Source organism: Streptomyces sp. GbtcB6 (assembly GCF_019091475.1).
GTDB classification, from domain to species: domain Bacteria; phylum Actinomycetota; class Actinomycetes; order Streptomycetales; family Streptomycetaceae; genus Streptomyces; species Streptomyces hyaluromycini.
The window spans coordinates 108,971-131,937 of sequence record NZ_JAGXJL010000029.1 but is presented as its reverse complement, the minus strand read 5'-3'; the positions used below and the strand labels follow the sequence as shown (position 1 = coordinate 131,937).

The following is a 22,967-nucleotide window of genomic DNA, read 5'->3' as shown; positions in this document are numbered from 1 at the left end:
GTTCGACTTTGCCCGAGTCTGTTTGGTGTTGATTGCTCAGTCGCTCTGGAGGCCGCGGTGCGGAGTGATCGGATCGGTTCAGAGGCTGCGAGCCCCGGTGGCCGTCGATGGTGGCGGCCCGTTCTCGCGGCGGCCGCGACCATCGCCCTGGCCGCGGGCATGATCGCGCCCGCCGCCGCGGCGCAGGACGCCGGCGAGCAGGCACCCGCCGCCGCGGCCACCGCCGCCCCACAGGCGCACACGGTGAGTCTGGACGGCTACTCGTTCCTCGTCGACGGCAAACGCACCTATCTCTGGTCCGGCGAGTTCCACTACTTCCGGCTGCCGAGCCAGGACCTGTGGCGCGACATCTTCCAGAAGATGAAGGCCGCCGGCTTCAACTCCACCTCGCTGTACTTCGACTGGGGATACCACTCGCCGAAGCCGGGTGTGTACGACTTCACCGGGGTGCGTGACGTCGACAAGCTGCTCGACATGGCCCAGGAGGCCGGCCTCTACGTCATCGCCCGCCCGGCGCCGTACATCAACGCGGAGGTCGAGGGCGGCGGCCTGCCCGGCTGGCTGACCACCAAGGCCGGCGACAACCGCAGCGACGACCCGCGGTTCCTGAAGTACGCCGACGAGTGGCTGACCCAGATCGACCGGATCATCGCCCGCCACCAGCTGACCAACGGCACCGGGTCGGTCATCGCCTACCAGGTCGAGAACGAGTACTACAACGGCTCGGCCGCCGGCCGCTCCTACATGCAGCATCTGGAGGACAAGGCCCGCGCCGACGGCATCACGGTGCCGCTGACCGGCAACAACAACGGCACCTTCAACTCCGGTACCGGCGCCCTGGACGTCGACGGCCCGGACTCCTACCCACAGGGCTTCAACTGCTCGAACCCCTCGAAGTGGAACGGCGTCCCCGACATCAGCTACGACCACCCGGCCGGAAAGCCCCTGTACTCACCGGAGTTCCAGGGCGGCGCCTTCGACCCCTGGGGCGGACCGGGCTACGACAAGTGCGCCCAGCTGATCAACGACCAGTTCGCCGACGTCTTCTACAAGCAGAACATCGCCGTCGGCGCGACCGCGCAGAGCTTCTACATGACCTACGGCGGCACCAACTGGGGCTGGCTGGGCATGCCGGAGAACTACACGTCGTACGACTACGGGGCCGCGATCCGGGAGACCCGCCAGCTCGACCCGAAGTACTACGAGGACAAGCTGATCGGGTACTTCACCCAGTCGGTCGCCCCGCTGACCGAGACCGAGGCGATCAGGGCCACCCCGCCGGACGACTCCGCGGTCGTCGACACCGCCCGGATGAACCCCGACACCAAGACCCAGTTCCACGTCCTGCGGCACGGCAACTCCACGTCCACCGCGGTCGACAAGACCCACATCGCACTGGACTTCAACGCCCAGCCGGCCGCGGACACCACCTACACCTGGGACGACCCCGACTCCGCGCTCCAGTACGCCGGTTCGTGGTCGCACGTGGCCAACACCAGCTACACCGGCGGCGACTACAAGCACACCGAGTCGTTCTCGAAGACGGCCGGTGACTCGCTCACCGTGCCCTTCGACGGCACCGCGATCCGCTGGATCGGCTCGAAGACGAGCAACCACGGCTACGCCGACGTCTACCTCGACGGCACCAAGGCGGCGACGGTCGACGACTCCGGCAGCGAGAACCAGGCGGTGCTCTTCCAGAAGACCGGCCTGGCGCCGGGCGCGCACACCCTGAAGATCGTCGTCGACGGGAGCCACGGCTCGGGGTCCACGGACAACTACGTGGCCGTCGACGCCATCGACGTACCGACGGGCGACTCCGCCACGCAGCCGACCTACCCGGTCGTGCCCCAGCAGCCCGGCACCGCGATCACGCTCGACGGCCGCGACTCGCACGTGATCGTGGCCAACTACCGGCTCGGGGACAGCCAGTTGCAGTACTCCACGTCGGAGATCATGACCAGTGCGACGATCGGGGACCGGGACGTCGCCGTGCTCTACGGCGACCAGGGCAGCGACGGCGAAACCGTCCTGCGCTACGCCACCGAGCCCACCGTGACCGCCACCGGCGGCACCGTCACGACCACCTGGGACGCGGCCACCGGAGACCTGCGGCTGAACTACAGCCACCAGGGCCTGATCCGCATCAGCATCAGCGGCGACGGGCAGCGGCCGCTCCTGCTGCTCGTCGGCGACAAGGCCACGGCGGAGACCTTCTGGCGCCAGGACACGGCCACCGGCCCGGTGCTCGTCCGCGGCACCCACCTGCTGCGCACGGCGACCAGCCTCGACGGGGGCCACGCCGTGGCACTCACCGGCGACAACGCCGACGACAAGAACTTCGAGGTGTTCACCGCCGCCGACCGCGTCACCTGGAACGGCCGGACAGTGCGCACCCAGGCCACCGACACGGCGAGCCGCACCGGGACGATCCCGGTGGCCGACCCGGTCGACCTGCCGGCACTCACGAACTGGAAGCACGCCGAGGAATCCCCCGAGTCGGCCCCCGGCTTCGACGACTCCAGCTGGCAGGTGGCCGACAGGACGACCACCAACAGCGTCTCCGGCAGCGACTCGCTGCCGGTGCTCTACGCGGACGACTACGGCTTCCACACCGGCAACACCTGGTACCGCGGCCGCTTCCGCGCCACCGGCAAGGAGACCGCCGTCCACCTGGTCTCGGACTCCGGCGGAAACGCGCAGGCGTTCTCCGCCTGGCTCAACGGGACCTTCCTGGGCAGCTCCACCACCGGCAGCGCCGACTTCACCTTCCCCGCCGGTTCGGTGAACTCCACCGGCGACAACGTCCTTTCCGTGCTCACCGTGAACATGGGACACGAGGAGGACTACAACTCGACCAACGGCAACAAGACCGCGCGCGGCCTGACCAGCGCCTCCCTCGTCGGGGCACCGCTGACCTCCGTGACCTGGCGGGTGCAGGGCGTACGCGGCGGCGAGGACCTCCAGGACACGGTGCGCGGCCCGCTCTCGACGGGCGGCCTGTACGGCGAGCGGGCCGGCTGGTCCCTCCCGGGCTACCCGGACCGGAACTGGAACCAGGTGTCCCTGCCGGCCACCGACACCCGCCCCGGCATCTCCTGGTACCGCACCGACGCCGACCTCGACCTGCCGCACGGCCAGGACACCTCGCTGGGGCTGACGTTCACCGACGACCCGTCCCGCAAGTACCGTGCCACGATCTTCGTGAACGGCTGGCAGGTCGGCAACTACGTCAACTACCTCGGCCCGCAGCACACTTTCCCCGTGCCCAACGGCATCCTCAACCCCAACGGCCACAACAGCATCGCCATCGCCGTGTGGAACCTGGACGGCAGCACCGGCGGGCTCGGCAAGGTCTCCCTCACCGACTACGGCAGCTACGCCTCGTCCCTGCGTGTCGCGCAGAACGACAGCCCCCGTTACGACGCCGAGAAGTACGCGATGCCGAAGCGTCCGGGAGCGGACGTCACCCTGGACGTGCCGGACACCGCGCAGTCCGCACAGGCCTTCACGGCCGAGGCCACGGTACGGGTGCCGAAGGACCGGCCGTCCGCCTCCCACCTGACGGCCTCGCTCTCCGCACCCGACGGCTGGAGTGTGACCGCCACCAGCCCTGCCACGGTCCGGCGCGTCCGGCCGGGCGGGTCGGCCACCTTCACCTGGCGGGTCCAACCGCCGGACGGGACACTGCCGTCCGCCTCGGCACTCACCGCCACGGTCGACTACCTGCAGAGCGGACGGCAGGCCACCGGCGGTGACGAGCGCATCGTCGGCGGGATACCGCCGGCCCCGCCGGCCGGCCAGAGCGCGGTGAGCGACCTGTCGTTCCTGTCGTCCACCAACGGGTGGGGTCCGGTGGAGCGCGACACCAGCGTCGGCGAACAGGCGGCCGGGGACGGCCGTCCGATCACCATCGCCGGCGTCGGGTACGCCAAGGGCCTGGGCACCAACTCGGTCAGCGACGTCGAGCTCTACCTCGCGGGCAACTGCTCCCGGTTGACGGCGCAGGTCGGCGTCGACGACGAGACCGGCGGCGCGGGCACGGTGACGTTCTCCGTGATCGCCGACGGCAGGACCCTGGTGACGACGCCGACGATCCGCGGCAAACAGGCCGCGGTGCCGATCGACGTCGACGTCAGCGGCGCCCAGGTGCTCGACCTCAAGGTCGGCGACGCGGGCGACGGCAACGGTAACGACCACGGCGACTGGGCGACACCGACACTGACGTGCGGCTAGCCGGATGACAGCTTCGGGTGCAATGTTCGCGGGCTTGAGGGCACTTGGCCGTGCCCGCTCTCCTGGCCGAGATGACCGTTTCAGAGTGGAGCGGGTGGCCGGACGGTTGTGCATGACGAAGTGCGACCTCGACCGGGTGGTGGAGAGCGGGGCAGGCGGTGCCGCCTTCCGCACGGGACCGTCCTGCTCGGTGAACCTCAGTCAGTACTGTTGTGACCAGCCGTTCTTTCGTGCGCGCCGCGCCCCGGGGCCGGGAAACCCCGGGAAGGGACGATGCGGATGATCTTCTTCCCCCCGCCGACAGTGTCCGGCCGCGGCAGCGGTGGACGGGTTGCGTGGGGGGAGGTTGACGCGTCCGGAGACACAAGGGGCGGGTCGTTCATGGGAGGTACTGTGATCGAGTGAATGTGTCGACTCGCGGCAGACGGCTGCGGCGCCGAGCCGCCACAGCAGCCTTCGTCTGCGCGATCACCCTGTTACCCGGCCCGAGTTACGCGACCCCGAGTGCACCCGATCCGCGGAACGACAAGTCGATCGAGGACATCCACGACGAGTTGAACGGCCTCTACCGCCAGGCGGAGGTGGCAACCGAGGCGTACGACACCGCCGACGTGAAGGCGGCCGAGCAGGAGAAGCGGCTGGCGTCGCTCCACAAGGACCTGGCCCGCACCGAGGACAGGCTGGGCGATCTGCGCGACCTCGTGGGTGCGGCCGCCCGCACGCAGTACCGCGGGGGCAATCTCGACTCCACAGGCATCCAGTTGCTGCTCGGCGACCACCCCGACCACGCCCTGGACGACGCGTCCCAGGCCCGCCAGGCCCTGCGCAACCTGGTCACGGTGTCCGCGATCCAGAAGAACGCCCGCGCGGAGCTGGGCCGGCAGACGGACGCCGCCGCCGAGAAGCTGCGGGAGCTGAAGAGTACCCGCGCGGAAAAGGCCGATGCGAAACGGAAGGTCGAGAAGAAGATCGCCGAGGCCGAGCGGATCGAGGCCGGGCTCAAGAAGGAACAGACCCGCAAACTGGCCCAGTTGGAGAAGGAAGAGGCGCAGGAGGCCAAGTCCAGGTGGACGGGCCCCGGTTCCGGCGGCGGCACCTCGACCGGGACCGGCTCGGGCGGCGGCCGGACGAAGGCGAGCGGACCAGCGGCGAAAGCCGTCGCCTTCGCGCTGGCCCAGATCGGCAAACCGTACGTGTGGGGCGCCGTGGGCCCCTCGTCGTACGACTGCTCGGGGCTGACCTCCACGGCGTGGGCGGCGGCCGGGCACCCCATACCCCGCACCTCACAGGCGCAGTGGCAGGGACTGACCCGGGTCGGCCTGGCCTCCGTGCAGCCCGGAGACCTGATCATCTACTACGACGCCACGCACGTGGGCATGTACATAGGGGACGGAGAGATCGTCCACGCCCCGCGGCCCGGACGCACGGTCACGACCGCCCCGGCCGCCTCCATGCCCATCCTCGGTGTCGTCCGACCCGGAGTCTGAGCGGATGACCTACTCACTGACCCCCCGTGACGAGGGAAACCTGCCCGCGGTGAGCGCACCTCCGCTGATCCGGCTCGACGCCTATGTGGCCGAGGACGGGTCGACGGTGGTCAACGGCCATCTGCTGGAGATGGGCGGCACGCAGCCCCCCAACGAGGCGATCCTCGACGCGATCGCCATGTTCGCCCGCACCCTGGGCGCCCCGGTGGCGGCCACCGTCATCGACCGCAGCGTGCTGCAGGTGGCGCGCCTGCGCGTGTACCCCGACGGCTCCAGCCGGACCATCGCCGACGAGGAGGACCTGCCGCCCGGGCGGGAGCGTACCGCCGCGGAGGAGGAGGCGTTCCCTCCGCTCGCCCGCGTCGAACGCATCATCCAGCACGCGCAGCGCGGGGAACTGCACGCCGCGTCCGTCCTCGCCGGCGCGCTGCGGGAGCACCTGACGCTGCGCAGGGGCGCGGAGGACGAACTGGCTCTGGAGGCACGGGCGATCGAGGCGTACCTCGCGTACCAGCGCGGCGACTACATGCTCTCCACCGTCCTCGCGCTGACCGTCGCGCGCATCCGCTGCCGCACCGACCTGAACCGGGCGGCGCCCGAGGTGGCCCGTGCCACCGCGGCGTGGCAGCGGCTGACGGACGAGGGTCAGGTGGCCACCCGGGGGCAGGAGCTGCTGCACATGTGGGAGCACCTGTCCGCGGAGGGCCACCTGCGGGAACCGGCCCACCAGGCCATGGCCAAGGCTGTCCGGAGCCGGCTCGCCCGGGGTGACCGTGCCGTACCGGCCCCGGCCGCGGCCCCGGCCCTGACGGCGGGCCGGGGGCCGGTCGCCCCCGAGGACGAGCCCCTCAGGCCCACCCGACGGGGGCTGCGACGTTTCACCCGGAGGCCGGGCCGGCCCGCCGAGTGAACGCCCTGGCGCGCCTTCTCGGTCTAGGTCCAGCTCGGCGACGGCCCCCCGGGCTCTCCGTAGGGCACGGGCCGGCCGGCGGCGGCATCGAGGAGAACGCGTTCCCCGAGCGGCTTGCGCAGCTCCACCTTGACGTCCTGCATGAGCATCTGGTCGGTGCAGGAACCGCTCTTGGCTCCCGCGACGGAGGCGTACAGCACGACGCTCTCCTCCGTCTCCAACGCCCTGACGACGGGGCCGTCGTCGCAGGCCCCGTGTGTGGCCTGCACCGTGACGGACCCGTCGGCAGCCGCCGTCCCGGTAATCCTGGGGATACTCCAGAGGCCGCCGGCAGAGCCCTGCGAAACCCCTGCGATCGGTGACCGGGGAAGCTTCGACGGGGTGACGGCGACCCGTTTGAGCGGGGTGTCGTAGCCCTCCAGCGTGAACAGCCAGGCGGGAACGGTGGCCGTTCCCCGGCTCGTGGTGATGGTCGCCGTGCCGAGCTTCGCTCCCGTCACGGTCAGCCGGGGGCCCGCGCTGTCGTTGAGGGCGAACGAGTGGTAGGCCTGCTCCGCTCCCCACAGCGGCCTGGGCAGTGTGTCCCCGCTCGGCCAGCCGACCTTCCCCTCCGCGGCGGTGGCGGCGGGCAGATGGCCCCGCAGCGTGAAGTTCCCGGTCTTGTAGGCATGTTCGTCCGCCTGACTGTGCCAACCGGACTCCGGTATCCGTACCGCGTCGGCCATGGGGTAGTACCCCTGGCTCCAGGCGGTGGCCGCCGTGGATCCCCGCCAGGCGTCGGCCACTTGACGGGCCCGCTCCCGCTGCCGCGCCGACCGGGATGCGCCGTCGTCGTCGGCTCGCGAGCCGCTGTCGCAGCCGGCAAGGAGGCAGGCGCCCAGCGAGGGCGCGAGAAGCAGGCGGACGAGGTGCTGCGCTCGTATGGTCATGACGTTCCCCCGGAATGCGTCCGACGGAGGATCACCGCGATCCCCTCCGGAGGCACGGCGTGCAGGGGCTGTTCGATTCCTGGCGCCGGCCCCGTGTCCACACCTATGACGCGCAAGGGCGCGTTGACGTTCGCCCGCTGCCGTCGTGCCCGGAGCGCGCCGGACCTGCCGCGTCAGGGCCGCTCAGTACGCGTGGTGTACCTGCCAGAACGCCCAGGCCTGGCAGGGGCTGCCGTAGGTGGTGTTCATGTAGTTGAGGCCCCACTTGATCTGGGTGGCCGGGTTGGTCTGCCAGTCGGAGGCGACGGAGGCCATCTTGTTGCCGGGCAGGGCCTGGACGAGGCCGTAGGCGCCGGAGGAGGGGTTGACCGCGAGGTAGTTCCAGGTGGACTCGTGATCCACGATGTTGCTGAAGCACTGGAACTGACCGCTGCCCACGATCTCCGCGGCGATCGCCTTGAGCTGCGCCACGGTGTAGGAGCTCTGCACGGGGAAGCTGGCGGTGGGGTCGCCGGCCGCGGCCTTGGCCTCTTCGCGCTTCTTGGCCTCGGCCTTCCTGGCCTCCGCTGCCTTGGCCGCCGCCGCCCGCGCGGCCTGCTCGGCGTCCTTCCGGGCGCTCACGTCCGCCTGTACGGCCATGGCGTCGGCCTGCTGCGTCAGCGACGCGGTCTGGACATGCGCCTGCTGGCCCGTGGGCAGGTCCGCGAGGAGGGTGGCATCGGTCGCGGTCGCCTCCGCGTCGTTGTTCTGCGCGCTGCTGCCCGAGGCGACACCGACGACACTTCCGACAGCGGTGACCGCGGTGGCCGACGCCACTGCGATTCCCCGGACCGATATGCGGCTCACGCGCTTCTCTTCCTCTTCGCCAGGGCCACCGTGTGCGGCGGTCGACGGAAGCATCCGGCTTGTTGGGTACGGCGGTTGGAACACTCTTGCGTGCCGGTCCGTCCGGCGCAATGCCGTAGCGGGTGCGGATCCTCACACCCCCGCCGAGCCGACGCCGGCCCTGGGCGCCGGCGTCCGAGTACCACCTGCCTGACCAGCGACGCACGCAAGCGTGAATGAATGATCCTGAAATTCATTGACTTTTGGTTGGGTGAGCCAGAGGATTCCCGGGGTGACCCACCACGCGTACGGCCCCGGTGGCCTGTCCGAGACCCTGGACGAGTCCGCACACCGCTGTCTGGTCGCGGGATTCGACGGTACGACGGCCGTCCCCGACACGCTGAAACGGCTCGTCGACCGTGGTCTGGGCGGCGTCATCCTCTTCACCCGCAATATCCGCGACGCCGGTCAGGTCCGCGAACTCACGGACACGCTCAGGGAGTTGCGGCCCGATCTGCTGGTGGCCATCGACAACGAGGGCGGCGGCATCGGCCACCTGGTCGGCGCCGGAGCCCCCGAGGTGCCCGGCTCCCGGGCCCTGGGCGCCGCCGACGATCCCGCCCTCACGGCCGCCTGCGCCGACGCCCTCGCCGGGCACCTGGCCACGCTCGGCATCACCGTCTCCTACGCACCGGTCGCCGACCTCCAGCACTGCCCCGAGAACCCGATCGTCCGCACCCGCGCCTTCGGCGCCGACCCCGACCTGGTCTCCCGCCATCTGCGCGCCTGGATCGCCGCCACCGAGGCACGCTCGATCGCCTCCTGCGCCAAGCACTTCCCCGGCCACGGCGGCACGGTCACCGACAGCCACCACGAGACGGCGGTCGACCCGCGGCCGTACGCCGAACTCGATCTCGCCCCCTTCCGGGCCGCGATCGACGCCGGCGTGCCGATGGTCATGAGCGCCCATGTGGTCTTCCCGGCCCTCGACCCCGACCGCCCCGCCACCCTCAGCCCGCGCATCCTCGGCGACCTGCTGCGCGGCGAACTCGGCTTCGACGGCGTGCTGGTGAGCGACGCGCTGGAGATGAAGGCCATCGCCGACCGCTACGGAGAGGCCGCCGCCGCCCGGATCGCGCTCGCCGCCGGAGCCGATCAGGTCGTCGTCGCCGTACCGCACCTGGAGACCACCCTCGCCTGCCGCGACGCCGTCCTGGACGGGCTGCGCTCCGGAGAACTGGCCCGGGAGCGGGTCGAGGAGGCGGCGGCCCGGGTACGACGGCTCGCACGCCGGTACGCCACCCCGCCCGCGCCCGCCGCGGTGGCCCCCTGGGACGAGGGCGCTGGGCTGATGGCCGCACGACGGGCCGTCCGGAGCCGTGGTGCGCTGCCCCCGCCCGTGCCGGGCGCATACGTCGTCGACCTGTTCCCGCCGCCGCATCCCGCCCTGAACTGGGGCGGGGAGGACCTGCTCACCGAAGTGCGGACGCTGGACCCGGCGGCCATCGGGACGGCGCTGACAAGCGAGCCCGGCCGGGCCGTCGTGGCCGAGGTGCTGCGGGCGGCACAGGGGCGGCCGCTCGTGGTCGCCGTCTGCGACGCCGGACTGCATCCCTGGCAGCGGCGGGTGCGCGAGGCGCTGCTGGCCGCCCGGCCGGACGCGGTACCGGTCTCGACCGGGCTCCCGGACGGCGAGGCGCTGTGCGCGTACGGGCGGGGGCGGGTCAACCTCCGTGCGGTGGCGGAGGTGCTGTCCGGCGTCGGTCCTACGGCCGGATCAGCTCCTTGATGCCCCGGGCCGCCAGACAGTGGTCGTCCGCGGCCCGCTCCGCGAGGACGATCGCCGGCCTGGCGCCCTCCGCACGCAAGCTCGTCCACGCCTCGAAGAAGGCGCCGCCCGGACCCGAGACCGCGCGGGTGGCCGGGGTGCAGTCCAGGACCAGCGCGGTCTCCCGGGGCGTCGCCGTACGCCGGTCGCGCAGCTGTGCCACGGTCTCCGCGAGCGCGTGGGCGATCGGTTTCGGACGGCCCGCCGAGTCGAACAGGCCCAGGGTGTATTCGAGTTCGGGGAAATCGGCGAGGGCCCGGTCCACGTCGTGGGAGCACCACCAGGTGACGCCCCACAGCTGTGTGCAGTCCGCCGCGTTGAGCAGGGTCGCGCGGGCGAAGTCCGGGGCGTCGGCGGCCGGGATGTGCGGCTCGGGCGCGCCGGTCTCCTGGACCCAGACCGGGCGGGCGGGGTCGACGGCGTAGGCCTTGGCGAGTTCGGTGCCGTACTCGGCGAGGTGCCGCACCTGGGGGGAGCGGGGGCCGTAGCGGCGGGCGCAGTCGCCGGAGAACACCCAGGGGTGCACGGTGGTCAGGTCGCCCCTGCGGGCCGACGCCTCCGGGGTGAACGGGTGGTCGTCGCCGTACCAGGCCGCGTCGTACGCGGAGTGGGTGACCAGCCCGACGCCGTCGCCCAGCCCCTCCCGTGCCGCCGCCAGCAGCGTGTCCAGGTAGTGGTCCACCTCGGCGACCGTCACCGGGTTGTGCTCGACCAGGTTGTTGAGCTCGTTGCCGAGTTGGAGGCCGATGAGGTTGGGGCGGCCGGTCAGGGCTCGGCCGAGGGTGTGCAGCAGGGTGGCCTGGGCCGCCACGGCGTCGGGGTCGGTGAAGACGTTGCGGTGGTGCCAACCGCGCGTCCACTCCGGGTAGAAGTCGAAACTCGACAGGTGGCCCTGGATGCCGTCCACGAGGACGTCGAGGCCGAACTCGGCGGCCAGGTCGACCAGTTGGACGAGCTGCGCCACGGCGGCGGAGCGGACCAGGGTGCGGTTGGGCTGGAGCAGCGGCCACAGGTGGAAGACGCGGATGTGGTCGAGGCCCAGCCCGGCGATCTGTGCCAGGTCCTCGCGGACGTGATCCGGATCGACGTCGTGCCATGCGTGGAACCAGCCCCGACGTGGGGTGTAGTTGACGCCGAAGCGGAGTTCGGGGACGGGTGGGGGCGTACTGATGGCGTCCTCCTCGGGGACTCGGACACTCCTCGGACCTCGGCTGCTCGGATCTTGTGTGCGGCGAATGTATCAACCACCATGGATGACAATGAATAGTGATTTGAACCCGAGATCTGGATGGGTCGTCGGGATCGACGCCGGCGGCACCCGGACCCGGGCCGTCCTCGCGGACGCCGCTGACGGGCGCACTCTGGGGGAGGGCGTGGCCGGGCCGGGCAATGCGCTGACCGTCCCGGGGCCGGAACTCACCGATCACCTGGCCGAGGCGCTCGCGTCGGCCGTGCCGGAGGCGGGACGCACGCGAGTCGCCGCTGTGGTCGGTGGCTTCGCGGGGGCCGCCCGCGCTCCCGAGGCGGAGCCGGGGCGGGTGCGGGCGCGGGCCGCCCTCACCGCCGCGCTGACCCGGCTCGGCATCGGCACCGAGGCGGTCGAGGTCTACAGCGACATCGAGGCGGCCTTCGCCGGGGCGCCCGGGCAGCCGGCCGACGGACTCGCCCTGGTGGCCGGCACCGGTGCGGTCGCCGCCCGGATCGAGGGGCGTGTACTGGGCGCCACCTCCGGCGGGGACGGCTGGCTGCTCGGGGACGACGGCGGCGGGTTCTGGATCGGGCGCGAGGCGGCACGGGCGGCCCTGCGCGCCGCGGACGGCAGGGGCGAACCGACGGCACTGACGGCGGCGGTCGGACGGGCCCTGGGAGTTCCGGCGAGCGTGCTGCCCCCGGCGGATGGCGGGCTCTGGGCGCCTGCGCAGCGGGCCGCCTACCGGGCGTGTCTCCTGCCCGCCGTGATGGACCGCCCGCCGGTCCGGCTCGCCGATCTCGCGCCCCTGGTGCCGAGTGCGGCGGCGGAGAAGGACGCGGTCGCCGCGGCCGTCCTCCAGGAGGCGGCCACTCATCTCGCCACGACCCTGGCCGCACTGGGGCCGCACAGGGGCGAAGTTTTGGTCGTCACGGGCGGACTGGTTGCTCCGGACGGCCCGTTGCTCGCCCCGCTCACCGAACGACTCTCCCCCCTCGACCTCACGACCACCCCGGTGACGGACGGCCGTGCGGGCGCCGTGGCGCTGGCGCGGCTCCTCGCCATCGGCCGCCGACCTGCGGAGGCCCCGTGACCACGCCCACCTACCGCATCCCCACCGCCCCCCTCGACGACCGGGTCGCCGACCTCCTCTCCCGGATGACCCTGCGGGAGAAGGCCGGCCAGCTCAACCAGCGCATGTACGGCTGGCACGCCTACCGCCGCACCCCCGACGGCCGCTTCGAACTCACCGACGCCCTGCGCGCCGAGACCGACCGCTGCGCCGGACTCGGCGCCCTCTACGGCCTGATGCGCGCCGACGCCTGGTCCGGCGTCGACCACGGCACCGGTCCCGGTGCCGACGACAGCGCCGAACTCGCCGACCTGGTCCAGCGGCACGTCCTGGGCAGCAGCCGCCTCGGCATCCCCGCCCTGTTCGTCGAGGAGGTCCCGCACGGACACATGGCCCTCGACGGCACGGTCCTGCCGGTCAACCTCGCCGTCGGCGCCACCTGGGACCCCGGCCTGTACGAGCGGGCCGCCGCCCATGCCGCCGCCGAACTCCGCGCCCGCGGCGGGCATCTGGCCCTCGTCTCGGCCCTCGACATCGCCCGCGACCCCCGCTGGGGCCGCACCGAGGAGTGCTTCGCGGAGGACCCGTACCTCGCCGCGCGGCTCACGGAAGCCCTCGTCCACGGCATGCAGGGCGACCGGACCGAGTTCTTCGCCGCCGACAAGGCGCCCGTGGTCCTCAAGCACTTCGCCGGGCAGGGCGCCACCGTCGGCGGCCGCAACTCCGCCGAGTCCGAACTGGGCCTCCGCGAACTCCACGAGATCCACCTCCCCGCCGCCCGCGCCGGCGTGCGCGCCGGAGCCGCCGCCGTCATGGCCGCGTACAACGAGGTCGACGGGATGCCCTGCTCGGGCAACCGGGCGCTGCTCACCGGGATCCTGCGGGAGAGCTGGGGATTCGACGGGCTGGTGATGGCCGACGGCCTCGCCGTGGACCGGCTGGCCCGGATCACCGGCGACACGCTCTCCGCGGGAGCCCTCGCCCTCGACTCCGGCGTGGACCTGAGCCTCTGGGACGAGGGGTTCACGCATCTGGAGGAGGCGGTCCGGCGGGGACTGGTCGCGGAGTCCGTTCTCGACGCCGCCGTCGCCCGGGTGCTGCGGCTGAAGTTCCGCCTCGGCCTCTTCGAGCAGCCGTACACCCGGCGGGTCCCGCTGCCGGACGGCGGCCGGGAGCTGAGCACCGCACTCGCGCGGCGCTGCGTCACCCTCCTCCACAACAACGCGGGGGTCCTGCCGGCAGGACCCGGAGTCCGCCGTATCGCCGTCCTCGGCACCCATGCGTCGACCACCGCCCATCAGCTCGGCGACTACACCGCGCCCCAACCCCCGGGCGCGGGAAGCACCGTCCTGGACGCGCTGTGCCGACTCGCCCCGCCCGGCGTCGAGATCCACCAGGGGGAGGGCCCGGCCGACCTCGCCGTCCTGGCGCTCGGCGGCAGCAGCGCACGTACGCCCGGCACCGGGTTCGACGCCAACGGAGCGGCACGTACCGCCGCGCCGCAGACGACCTGCGGTGAAGGCGTCGACCTCGCCGGACTGCGGCTCCCGGCCGACCAGCGGGCCCTGTTCGAGGCGGTCACCGCGGCCGGCACGCCCACCGCCGTCGTCCTGGTCCAGGGCCGCCCGCACGCCGTCCCCGACATGGCCGACCGGGCCGGGGCACTGCTCACGGCCTGGTACCCGGGCCCCTGGGGCGGCGACGCGATCGCCGAGGTCCTGCTCGGCCGCACCGAACCCGCAGGCCGCCTCCCCGTCTCCGTCCCCCGGTCGGCGGCCCAACTCCCCGTCTACTACAACCACAAGGACACCGAGTACGGCGGCTACGTCGACGAGAGCGCCGAGCCGCTCTACTCCTTCGGGCACGGCCTGTCGTACACGCGTCTCGCGTTCGGGACACCCCGCCTCTCGGGGCGGACCGTCGAGGTCGACGTCACCAACACCGGGGAACGGCACGGGCGTACCGTCGTCCAGCTGTACGTCCGCAGGCTGCGCCCCGCCACCTGGCCGCGCACCCTCGAACTGCGCGCGTTCGAGGGTGTCGAGCTCGCCCCGGGGGAGAGCCGTACGGTCGTCCTGCACCCGGCGGTCGACGAAGCCGCCGAGATCAGGGTCGGCGCCTGCGCGCGCGAGGCGCTCACCGCGACCCCGCTCGTCGTGGATCAGAGCTTCACGGCCCCGGCCGAGACACCCTTGTAGAACCACCGCTGCGTGATCACGAACAGCACCAGCACCGGGACGATGGAGATCACCGACCCGGCCATGACCACCCGCTGGTCGTATCCGAACGACGAGCTCTGCAGCCGCGACAGACCCAGCGTCAGCGTCATGTGGTTCTCCGAGCGCAGCACGATCAGCGGCCACAGGAAGTCGTCCCAGGCGCTGATGAACGTGTTGACGACGACCACCATGACCGCGCCCCAGGCGGAGGGGAGATACAGGTGCCGGAAGCGCTGCCACTCGCCCGCGCCGTCGAGCATCGCCGAGTCCTCGATCTCGCGCGGGACGGCGAGGAACGCGCCGCGCATCAGCAGGACGTTGATGGCGCCCACGAACCCGGGCAGCCACACGCCCGCCAGGTTGTCGACCAGCCCCAGGTCGCGGATGCTCAGGAACAGCGACACCATGATCGACTCGAAGGGGAACATCATCGAGGCGACCAGCACCACCCAGACCGCCTTGCGGCCCTTCCAGCCGGGCTTGGAGAGCATGTAGCCGGCCGTGGTGGCGAACACCAGCTGACTGGTGACGGAGAGGGCGACCACGATCAGGCTGTTCCTGATGTAGGTGGCCACCGGCACCTGCTCGAACACCTCCCGGTAGGCGCGCAGCGTCGGGTGGTGCGGGAGCAGGCTCGCGTCCGCGCCGAAGACGTCTTCCCCCGTGCCCTTGAGGGAGGCGAGGAACTGCCAGAGCAGGGGGCCCACGGTGAGGCCGAGGACGAGCAGCAACAGCAGGTAGCGGAGGACGAGTTCACGGGGGCGGCCGTACTCCCGCCAGCGGGGCGGCAGGGGCCGGTCGACGGCGGTCGTCATGCCTCGTCCTCCTTGGTCAGGCGCTGCGCCAGCAGGGTCAGGCCGAGCGTCAGTGCGAACAGGGCGACACTGACCGCCGAGCCGTAGCCGGCGTTGCCGGTGAGCGGGTCCAGGCCGACGTCCCGGATGTAGAACGGCAGGGTGCGGTCGGCGCCGCCCGGGCCGCCGGTGGAGCTGCCCAGCATGTAGATCTCGGTGAAGACGCGCAGCGAGCCGATGCCGGTGAGGGTGCCGACCAGCATCATGGCCTGCCGTACACCCGGCACGGTGATGTGCCAGAAGCGGCGGACCGCGCCGGCGCCGTCCATCGCGGCGGCCTCGTGCAGCTCTTTCGGTACGTTGCCGAGGGCGGCCAGGTAGAAGACCATGTACCAGCCGAGGCCCTTCCACAGCGTCAGGCCCATCGCACAGAGCAGGATCAGCCAGGAGTCGGACAGGAACGGGATCGCCGACCTGATCAAGTGGGCCTTCCGCAGCCAGGTGTTGACCAGTCCGTCGTCGGCGAGCAGCCACTGCCAGCTCAGCCCCACGACCACGCTGGAGGCGAGCACCGGGGTGTAGAAGGCGGAGCGGAAGAAACCGATGCCGGGGAGGTTCTTCTCCACCAGGACCGCCAGCATCAGCGGGAGCAGCACCATCAAGGGGACGACGATCAGCGCGTACAGGACGCTGTTGCGGGTCGCCCGCCAGAAGTCCGAATCGCCCAGCATCCGGGTGTAGTTGTCCAGGCCGACGAAGCCCGCGGCGCCGCCGAGCGGCTTGGCGTCGGTGAACGAGAGCAGCAGGGTGTTGAGGAAGGGGAACACGCCGAAGACGACGGCACAGCCGATCGCGGGCGCCGTCCACAGCCATGGCAGCCACCAACGGCGGTACAGCGCGGCCCCGTTGGCGCCCGGTGCGGGGCCGGGCAGCAGCCGGCGCAGGCGGCCGGGGGTCGTGCCCGGGGCGGCGGCGGTCCGCTCCGCCCCGGGCACCGGCACCGGACGAGCGGTCTCGGTCGCCACGCTCAACCCGCCTGCTTCAGCAGCTCGTTCGCCTTGGCCTGGGCGTCCTTGACGGCCTGCACGGGACTCTTCTTGCCCTGCATGGCCAGCTGTACCTGGGCCACGATCGCGTTCTGCACGGCGGGAGACAGGTTGGTCTGGTAGGCGGTGGCCGTCTTCAGCTGCTCGGCGACCAGCCTGCGGGCCTCGGAGAAGGGGTCGTCGCCGGAGACCTTCTGGAAGAACGGATCGTCCAGCGAAGCCGTGGTCGTCGGGAAGACGACCACGTTCGGGTCCTTGCACCAGGCGGTCTGGTTCTCGGCGTCGGTCAGGAACTCGGCGAACGCGAGCGCCACGGGCGCGTGATCGCTGGTCGCGGCGACGGATATGTACTGCGGGGCGCCGGTGGTGTGGCCGAGCGCGTCGAAGGGCTGCTGGCCGACGCCCGTCTTCGCGTACACCGACGGGCTGTTCTGCTTCACGAACCGCACGAAGCTCGGGTTCGTCGAGCCGTACGCCACCTTGCCCTGGCTGTACAGCGTGGACGGGTCGTTGCTGGAGGACAGCGAGTCCTTCGGCATCGCGCCCTCCTTGTACAGCTTCGCCATCCAGGCGACCCACTGCACAGTCCTCGGATCATTGGCGAAGACCGCGGACCTGCCGTCGGCGGAGAGCGCCTTGATGTTCATCTGGTCCCAGTCGGCCGGGATCCGCCACACCGGGTTCGCCATCGTCGCGTAGTACGCGCCCTTGGCCGCCTTGGCGACCTTCTCGTAGTCGGCGAAGAGGCCGAAGACGCTGCTCGGCGACTTCGAGGTGTCCACGCCGGCCTTCTTGAGCAGGTCCGTGTTGTAGGTCAGCACGATGCCGCCGGTGTACCAGGGGAGCACGGTGTGCACGGTCGCCCCCGAGGCGTCCGTCATGGTGCTGGACTTCCAGAACGCGGGGACGAACGGCTTCGCCACGTCCGGGTCCTTGACGCCCAGGTTCAGCAGGTACCCCGCCTTCGTGAGGGCCGTCGCCGTCTCGGAGTTGAGGTTGATGACGTCCGGCAGGGTGCAGGCCTGGGCGTCGGCGACCGTGCGGGTGGTGAACGTGTTGTCGCCGGGGTCGTCGATCCACTTGACCGTGGCACCGGGGTGGGCCTTCTCGAAGTCCTTGATCACTCCGTTGAAGAACGATCCGAAGTCCTTCTTCAGGTTCGTGGTCTGGAAGGTGATCTGGCCCTTGACGTCCCCGGTGAGCTTTCCGGAACCGACGTTCCCCCGATCCACCTTGCAGCCGCCGGCTGTCGCGCCCCCGCCGCCGGAACCGCCCGACAGGCCGCAGCCCGCGGCGGTCAGGGCGAGGACGAGGACGCCCGCCATGGATCCGGTCAGTCTCTTCGCACGCATGGTTGCCCTCCTGCGGCCACTTCCGGATGGTTCAAATCACCAACTCGAACTCTGATTGATGAAAAGGTGGACCAGAATTCATCGGAGGTCAATGGTTCGCGTGTTTCGTTTCGGTTCCGTGCGCCGACGGACGGGCTCAGTGCCGGTGCTCGTGGTCCGGATGCGCCGGGTCGCCGGGGTGCTCGTGCCCGGCCGGGTACGCGACGCCGGCCCGGGCCAGGTCCAGCCAGTCGAAGAAGGCCTGGCGTCCCCGTGCCCGCCGCAACTCCCGTGCCACGTCCTCCCGTACGCGCTCGTACGGCTGGAAGTCCCCGGCCGCCGCCGTCGCGAAGGCGTCGACACCGCGCCGCAGCGCGTCCTTGGTGAGGAACCGGTCCCGGTTGCGGACGTAGTAGTCCCGCACCGCCTCCTCAGGCACCCGCTGTTCGGCCTCCAGGGCGGCCAGCAGGGCGCGGGCGGCGGGGGAGTGGGCGAGGGCCACCGCGACGATGCTGCCCAGGTCGGCGACATCCGTTCCGGACACGGCCAGGACGCGCTCGGGGGAGATCTCCCGGGGCGGTTCCAGGCCGCGCTCCACGCAGGCCCGCCGGGCGAGTTCGTCGGTGACGACGACCTGCGTCGCCCACCGCCTGCGCTGCCGCTCGGCCCGGCCGAGCGCCTCCGGACGGGCTCCCGCCGGGTCCCGGGCGGGAACGGCCGCCAGCAGCGTCTCCACCCGTTCCACCGGCACGGATTCCCCGTCCACCACAGCCGCGTGCTCGCTCACGGCGTCACCTCCAGTACGACCGCCTCGGTGTAGGCGACGCACCCGTGCCAGCCGGCCTTCGCCAGCAGCCAGTACGCCCCGGGCTCCACCGCCGAGGCATCCACCTCGATCCCGCACTCCAGTGCCTCCCCGGCGGCCACGGTGAACCCCTGGCAGCCCGGGGAGACCCCGGCCCAGGTTCCCCACGACGACACCGCCCACAGGGTGCCGTCGACCGGCCCCCGGGTCGGGTTCCGCAGCACGACCGGGACCGTCACCCGTTCACCCCTGCGTACGTGGATCCGCTCGACTCCGAGGCGGGCCAGGAGAGTCGGCCCGGTCCGCCCGTCCGGCTCGCCCTCGGGCACGGCACCCGGCACATCGACGGCGACCACGTCCTCGTACGCCTGCCCGTCGCGGGTCAGCCGCGCCCCCAGCCAGTACCGGCCGGGTGGGGTGTCCGGAGGCGGGGTGAGCGTGACCTCGGTGAGGGTGAAGCCGCCGGGGCCCAACGCGTAGGGCAGGCGGGCGGGTTCGGCGGTCCAGCCGGGCGGGTGTCTGAGGTCGACCGTGCCCGTGGCCGAGGCGTCGGTGAGCTCGGAGGAGATCCGCAGCGTCACCGTGACCGGTCCGGAGGCGGTGAGCGCGGCCGGCGAGAGATGAACGACGACCGGGAGGTTGCCGCGGGGCGCGGGCCCGGAGTTGTGCAGCCAGTAGCGGGTGGCGACCGGCTGGGCGGGCTCGTGCGCGGCGACCCCGGGACCCGGCGCGGGCGGCGCGCCCCCGGGAGTCGCCCGTACGGTGGCCACCTCGAAGCCGGTGAGATCGAGGTCCAGCGCACCGCCGTCGGGGACCAGCGGCTCCCCGGGCCTCTCCAGCACGTCCGCCCGAGCGCCCGCCGTCCACGGCCGGGGCCCGGTGACCCGGGCCCGCACCGGCCGCCCGTCCACCTCGTGCAGCCGTACGACGACCCCGCTCGCCGGATCCGCGGCCGCCACGCTGCCGCGCGCGAGCGGCGCTCCGCTCGGCTTGAACGCATCGAGCAGCACCCGGCCCTCGGGTTCGAGGGAGAGGAGGGTCACCGTGCGCGGCAGGCTGCCCGGTGCGTCGTCGGGTTGCCGGACGCGTGCCGTGAGCGGGTGGTTGAAGGCGTGCCCTGCCTGCGGCAGCCCCAACTCCCGCCAGTCGCCCGCACCCGCGACCACGGCGTACTCGAACGTGTGCGACCAGCGCTGGAGTTGAAAGCCGGACCCGTCGGGTGCGGTGCGGCGGGGCGGGTCCACCCAGATGCCGGAGGGCCAGCCGGTGCAGGACCGCATCAGGGACATGTACAGGTCGCCGGAGGCGGTGACCACGCAGCCGGGCGTGCCCCGGTTGAGGACGGCGAAGCTGCGCCCGTCCCAGGCGTCACCCGGCGGCAGCGCCTCGCCGCGCCCCGCCGCCGTGGTCCGTACGACCGCGTCGTCCAGGTCGGCGACCAGAGCGTCGACCGCCTTCGCGTCGTCGTCGGCGCCGGCCACGATCAGCAGGGGGAGCTGCTCCAGTTCGCGGAGATCGGCGCCGGGCACCCACTCCTCGCGCAACGACGCCCGCGGCGCCACCCAGACGGTCGCGAGGCCGCCCTCGGCCAGCTGCCGGTCCACCTCCCGGGCCGCCGCCGGATCCCAGCTCAGCGCCTCGGCGACCACGGCGTTGCGGTCCGGGGTGCCCACGGCGATCCGGAGGTCGGGCAGGTTGGAGTCCACCTCCAGGTCGCCGTAGCGGGGACCGCCCGCGACCGTCGACGTGGCCGTGACACCCGCCCGCACCAGGGCCGCCGCGAGCGGGGTGCCCAGCTCGCCGGCGGAGTCCCAGTCGGCATGGATGAGTTCGGCGACCCCGACGGCCCGCTGCCCGAGCAGCCGGCCGGTGTCGTCGTGCACGGCGATCCGGGCCGTGGAGCCCAGCCCGAACCAGGTGTCGGCCGGATTGTCGAGGGTCCACGGGAACCGCTCGCTGTCCACCTCCACGAACCCGAAGCCACGCCCGATCACCGCGTCCGCGACCTCGTGCACCGGCAGCCCGCCCCGCACGTCCGAGGGCCAGCGCACCCGGATCAGCCGGTCGGCGCCGTCGTACCCGTCGATGCTCGTCGTCACGTCGAGCCGGTCGACGCCCGTCCAGAGGGTCAGCCGCTGCGTGTACCGGAAGAGTCCGAGGTCACCGCGGACGGTGATCCGCGATCCGGCGGGGGAGTGCTCGACCTCGACGTCCGCGGTGACGTCCCGGCTCCGGGCGGCGGTCGTGCCGGTCGGGGTGAGATGCCAGGGCCCTTCGCCGAACCGCGGATGCCGGGGGTACTCCTCCTGCACGACCAGCTCGTTGCCGATCTCACCGGCGCGCAGCAACTCCCGCCCGCCCTCGGCGAGTCGGCGCAGCCCGCGGACCCCGCCACCGCGCGCCGGATCGACCGTGACCTCGTAGAACTCGTTGCGGATGGTGAGCCCTTCGCCCGGCGCCCACCCGGGCACCGAACCGTCCGCCAGCGAAAGGGCCTTGAGGCCCGTCCCCGGCACGTCGGGTACGACGACCCGGAGCCGGCCGTCCTCCCGGACGGCGGGCAGCGGCAGGCCCGTGAGGTCCAGCGGGACCAGGCCGCCCGGGTCGTCGACCGTGAGCACGTCCCGGCGTCGCCAGGTGGCGGAGTTGAAGACGACCAGGTCCGGGGCGCCGCCGGGCAGCGGGACGACCTCGCGGGCCAGCGCGTCGGTGGCGTCGGCGTGCACCGTCTCGGCCAGGTCGTACAACTCCCGCCAGCCGGTGAGGAGATCGATGTACACCTGGTCCGACTCCGAGCCGGTGATGGCGTCGTGATGGGCGCCGTAGACCAGTTGCCGCCAGGCCTTGTCGAGGGCCGCGTCCGGGTATGGGTGCCCGGTGACGAGGGAGGCGAGGGTCGCCCAGGCCTCGGCGTCGGCGAGCAGCGTCTCGCCGTACCGCTGGGCCTGCTTGGTGTCGATGTAGGAGACGTCCTTGCCGGTGTAGACCGGGTTCATGTCCCGGGTCTGCGGCGAGGCCGTGCGGCCCTCCGTCGCCAACTCGGCGCGCACGGCGGCGAAGAAGTCGCGGGGGATGCCGCTGACGAAGCGCGGCCAGACGTACCGCTCGTTCCAGTCACGGTGGATGCCCGTCACCCAGCGGCACGGCGGCGCGTAGTCACCGCCGACCGGCAGCAGCACGTTCCTGGTGAGCGCGACCTTCTTCAGCCCCTGGAACAGCCGGAACGCGGCCGCCTCCGCCTCGGGCAGGGAGGGCGCGTTGTCGATCGCCCAGCCGGCGCCGTAGTGGTTGACCATGTAGGCGGTGAGCAGCCCGCGCCCCGAGGGCGCGATCCAGTTGAACTCGGCCGGGAACTGCATCCGCCCGGGATCGCGCGGCTCCTCGCCGAAGACGGAGAGCGTCGGCCCCCACTGGTGGAACGGCCCGCGCGCCCAGGAACTGGAGGTGATCCCGGCGTCCGCCATCAGCCCGGGGAACTGCGGATCGTGCCCGAACGCGTCCAGCTGCCAGGCGGTTTCCGGTGCCGCGCCCATGATCCGGCGCTGGAACCCGTCCCCGTACAGGGCGTTGCGTACGGTGGCCTCCGCGCCGGTGAGGTTGGTGTTGGGCTCGTTGTAGGTGCCGCCCATGACCTCGACGCGTCCGGAGCGGATCAGCTGGCGCAGGAAGGCCCGCTCCTCGGGGAAGGCGTCCCAGTAGGGCTTGAGATAGTCCACCTCCGCGAGCACGAAGGTGTACAGGGGGTCGCGCCGGGCGAGGTCGCAGTGGGCGCGCACCAGGCTCATCCCGGACTGGCCGCGTGAGTCGAAGGTACGGGCGGGCAGACCGCTGGAGGCCGGGTCGTCGGCGGTGTCCCAGGTCTCGGTGTAGGCGGCCTGGGTGTTCCACCAGACGGGGTCGTAGTGGAAGTGGCTGACCATGAACATGGTCCAGCTGGGCTCGGCGGCCGTGAACTCGGCCGCGTGGTGCAGGAGTCGGCCCGCACCCGCGTCCTCGACGGTCACCGTGATGCTGCGCCGGTCGCCGGGCGCGAGCCGCTCGGCGGACACGGAGACCTCCGCGCGTACGGTTCCGTCCTCGCCGGCGGTCGCCCGGTGCTCGCCGACGCTGCGCACCCCCGGCCCCTCGACGGTCAGCAGCACCGGGCGGCCCGGGATGTGCTCGGCCCGGACGACGACCACTTGCAGTGGTTTCTCAGGAGTGCCGGTGAAGAGCTCGGTCGACTCGACAGAGGTCACACGCATGGGGCTCCTACGAGTGCTCGGCGGAGCCCCATCCTGGCATCGAGGGGTGGTT

General features: G+C 72.1%; 14 protein-coding genes. 6 read left to right on the top strand and 8 right to left on the bottom strand.

The features are described 5' to 3' along the window. Positions 1 to 57 precede the first annotated feature (57 nt). From KVT45_RS37015 to KVT45_RS37005, 3 genes are all read left to right on the top strand, one after another. Positions 58 to 4,236 (top strand): beta-galactosidase, encoded by a 4,179-nt coding sequence (locus tag KVT45_RS37015; protein WP_217553556.1) that lies wholly within the window; start codon positions 58 to 60, stop codon positions 4,234 to 4,236. A 401-nt stretch (positions 4,237 to 4,637) separates the two neighbouring features. Then, entirely contained in the window at positions 4,638 to 5,723 is a 1,086-nt protein-coding gene (locus KVT45_RS37010) for an NlpC/P60 family protein (RefSeq protein WP_308310979.1), read from the top strand. Between the two features lie 4 nt (positions 5,724 to 5,727). After that, on the top strand, positions 5,728 to 6,633 hold the full coding sequence (locus KVT45_RS37005) for a hypothetical protein (protein WP_217553555.1): 906 nt from the start codon (positions 5,728 to 5,730) through the stop codon (positions 6,631 to 6,633). Between the two features lie 23 nt (positions 6,634 to 6,656). Here the strand turns inward: KVT45_RS37005 and KVT45_RS37000 are convergent, their stop codons facing one another. Next, the gene (locus KVT45_RS37000; protein ID WP_217553554.1) at positions 6,657 to 7,562 is read right to left on the bottom strand and encodes a hypothetical protein; all 906 of its coding nucleotides are present in this window, start codon (positions 7,560 to 7,562) and stop codon (positions 6,657 to 6,659) included. A 183-nt stretch (positions 7,563 to 7,745) separates the two neighbouring features. Further along, entirely contained in the window at positions 7,746 to 8,408 is a 663-nt protein-coding gene (locus tag KVT45_RS36995; protein WP_217553553.1) for a transglycosylase SLT domain-containing protein, read from the bottom strand. Positions 8,409 to 8,679: 271 nt separating this feature from the next. On the opposite strand from KVT45_RS36995, the gene nagZ reads away from it, so the two are divergent. Further along, positions 8,680 to 10,176, top strand: coding sequence for a beta-N-acetylhexosaminidase (gene nagZ / locus KVT45_RS36990; RefSeq protein ID WP_217553552.1), 1,497 nt, complete (start codon positions 8,680 to 8,682; stop codon positions 10,174 to 10,176). Here the strand turns inward: nagZ and KVT45_RS36985 are convergent. Next, positions 10,154 to 11,386 (bottom strand): glycosyl hydrolase, encoded by a 1,233-nt coding sequence (locus KVT45_RS36985; RefSeq protein ID WP_217553571.1) that lies wholly within the window; start codon positions 11,384 to 11,386, stop codon positions 10,154 to 10,156. The genes nagZ and KVT45_RS36985 overlap by 23 nt on opposite strands. A gap of 88 nt (positions 11,387 to 11,474) precedes the next feature. Between KVT45_RS36985 and KVT45_RS36980 the strand changes: the two genes are divergently transcribed. After that, entirely contained in the window at positions 11,475 to 12,497 is a 1,023-nt protein-coding gene (locus tag KVT45_RS36980; protein WP_217553551.1) for a BadF/BadG/BcrA/BcrD ATPase family protein, read from the top strand. Beyond that, positions 12,494 to 14,674, top strand: a complete 2,181-nt coding sequence (locus KVT45_RS36975) for a glycoside hydrolase family 3 N-terminal domain-containing protein (RefSeq protein WP_217553550.1) — start codon at positions 12,494 to 12,496, stop codon at positions 14,672 to 14,674. The genes KVT45_RS36980 and KVT45_RS36975 overlap by 4 nt, the downstream gene beginning before the upstream one ends. Here KVT45_RS36975 and KVT45_RS36970 read toward each other — a convergent pair. The 5 genes from KVT45_RS36970 to KVT45_RS36950 form a co-directional block, all read right to left on the bottom strand. After that, entirely contained in the window at positions 14,638 to 15,510 is an 873-nt protein-coding gene (locus KVT45_RS36970; protein WP_217553549.1) for a carbohydrate ABC transporter permease, read from the bottom strand. The two genes, KVT45_RS36975 and KVT45_RS36970, sit on opposite strands and share 37 nt — an antisense overlap. After that, on the bottom strand, positions 15,507 to 16,490 hold the full coding sequence (locus KVT45_RS36965; RefSeq protein WP_217553570.1) for a carbohydrate ABC transporter permease: 984 nt from the start codon (positions 16,488 to 16,490) through the stop codon (positions 15,507 to 15,509). Before KVT45_RS36965 ends, KVT45_RS36970 begins: the two co-directional genes overlap by 4 nt. Positions 16,491 to 16,516: 26 nt before the next feature. After that, positions 16,517 to 17,887, bottom strand: coding sequence for an extracellular solute-binding protein (locus KVT45_RS36960; RefSeq protein ID WP_217553548.1), 1,371 nt, complete (start codon positions 17,885 to 17,887; stop codon positions 16,517 to 16,519). Between the two features lie 136 nt (positions 17,888 to 18,023). Beyond that, a complete protein-coding gene (locus KVT45_RS36955; RefSeq protein WP_217553547.1) occupies positions 18,024 to 18,653 on the bottom strand; it encodes a peptidyl-prolyl cis-trans isomerase in 630 nt (209 codons plus the stop codon). Further along, complete coding sequence (locus KVT45_RS36950) at positions 18,650 to 22,915, bottom strand: NEW3 domain-containing protein (protein ID WP_217553546.1); 4,266 nt, start codon at positions 22,913 to 22,915, stop codon at positions 18,650 to 18,652. The genes KVT45_RS36955 and KVT45_RS36950 overlap by 4 nt, the downstream gene beginning before the upstream one ends. Positions 22,916 to 22,967 lie beyond the last annotated feature (52 nt).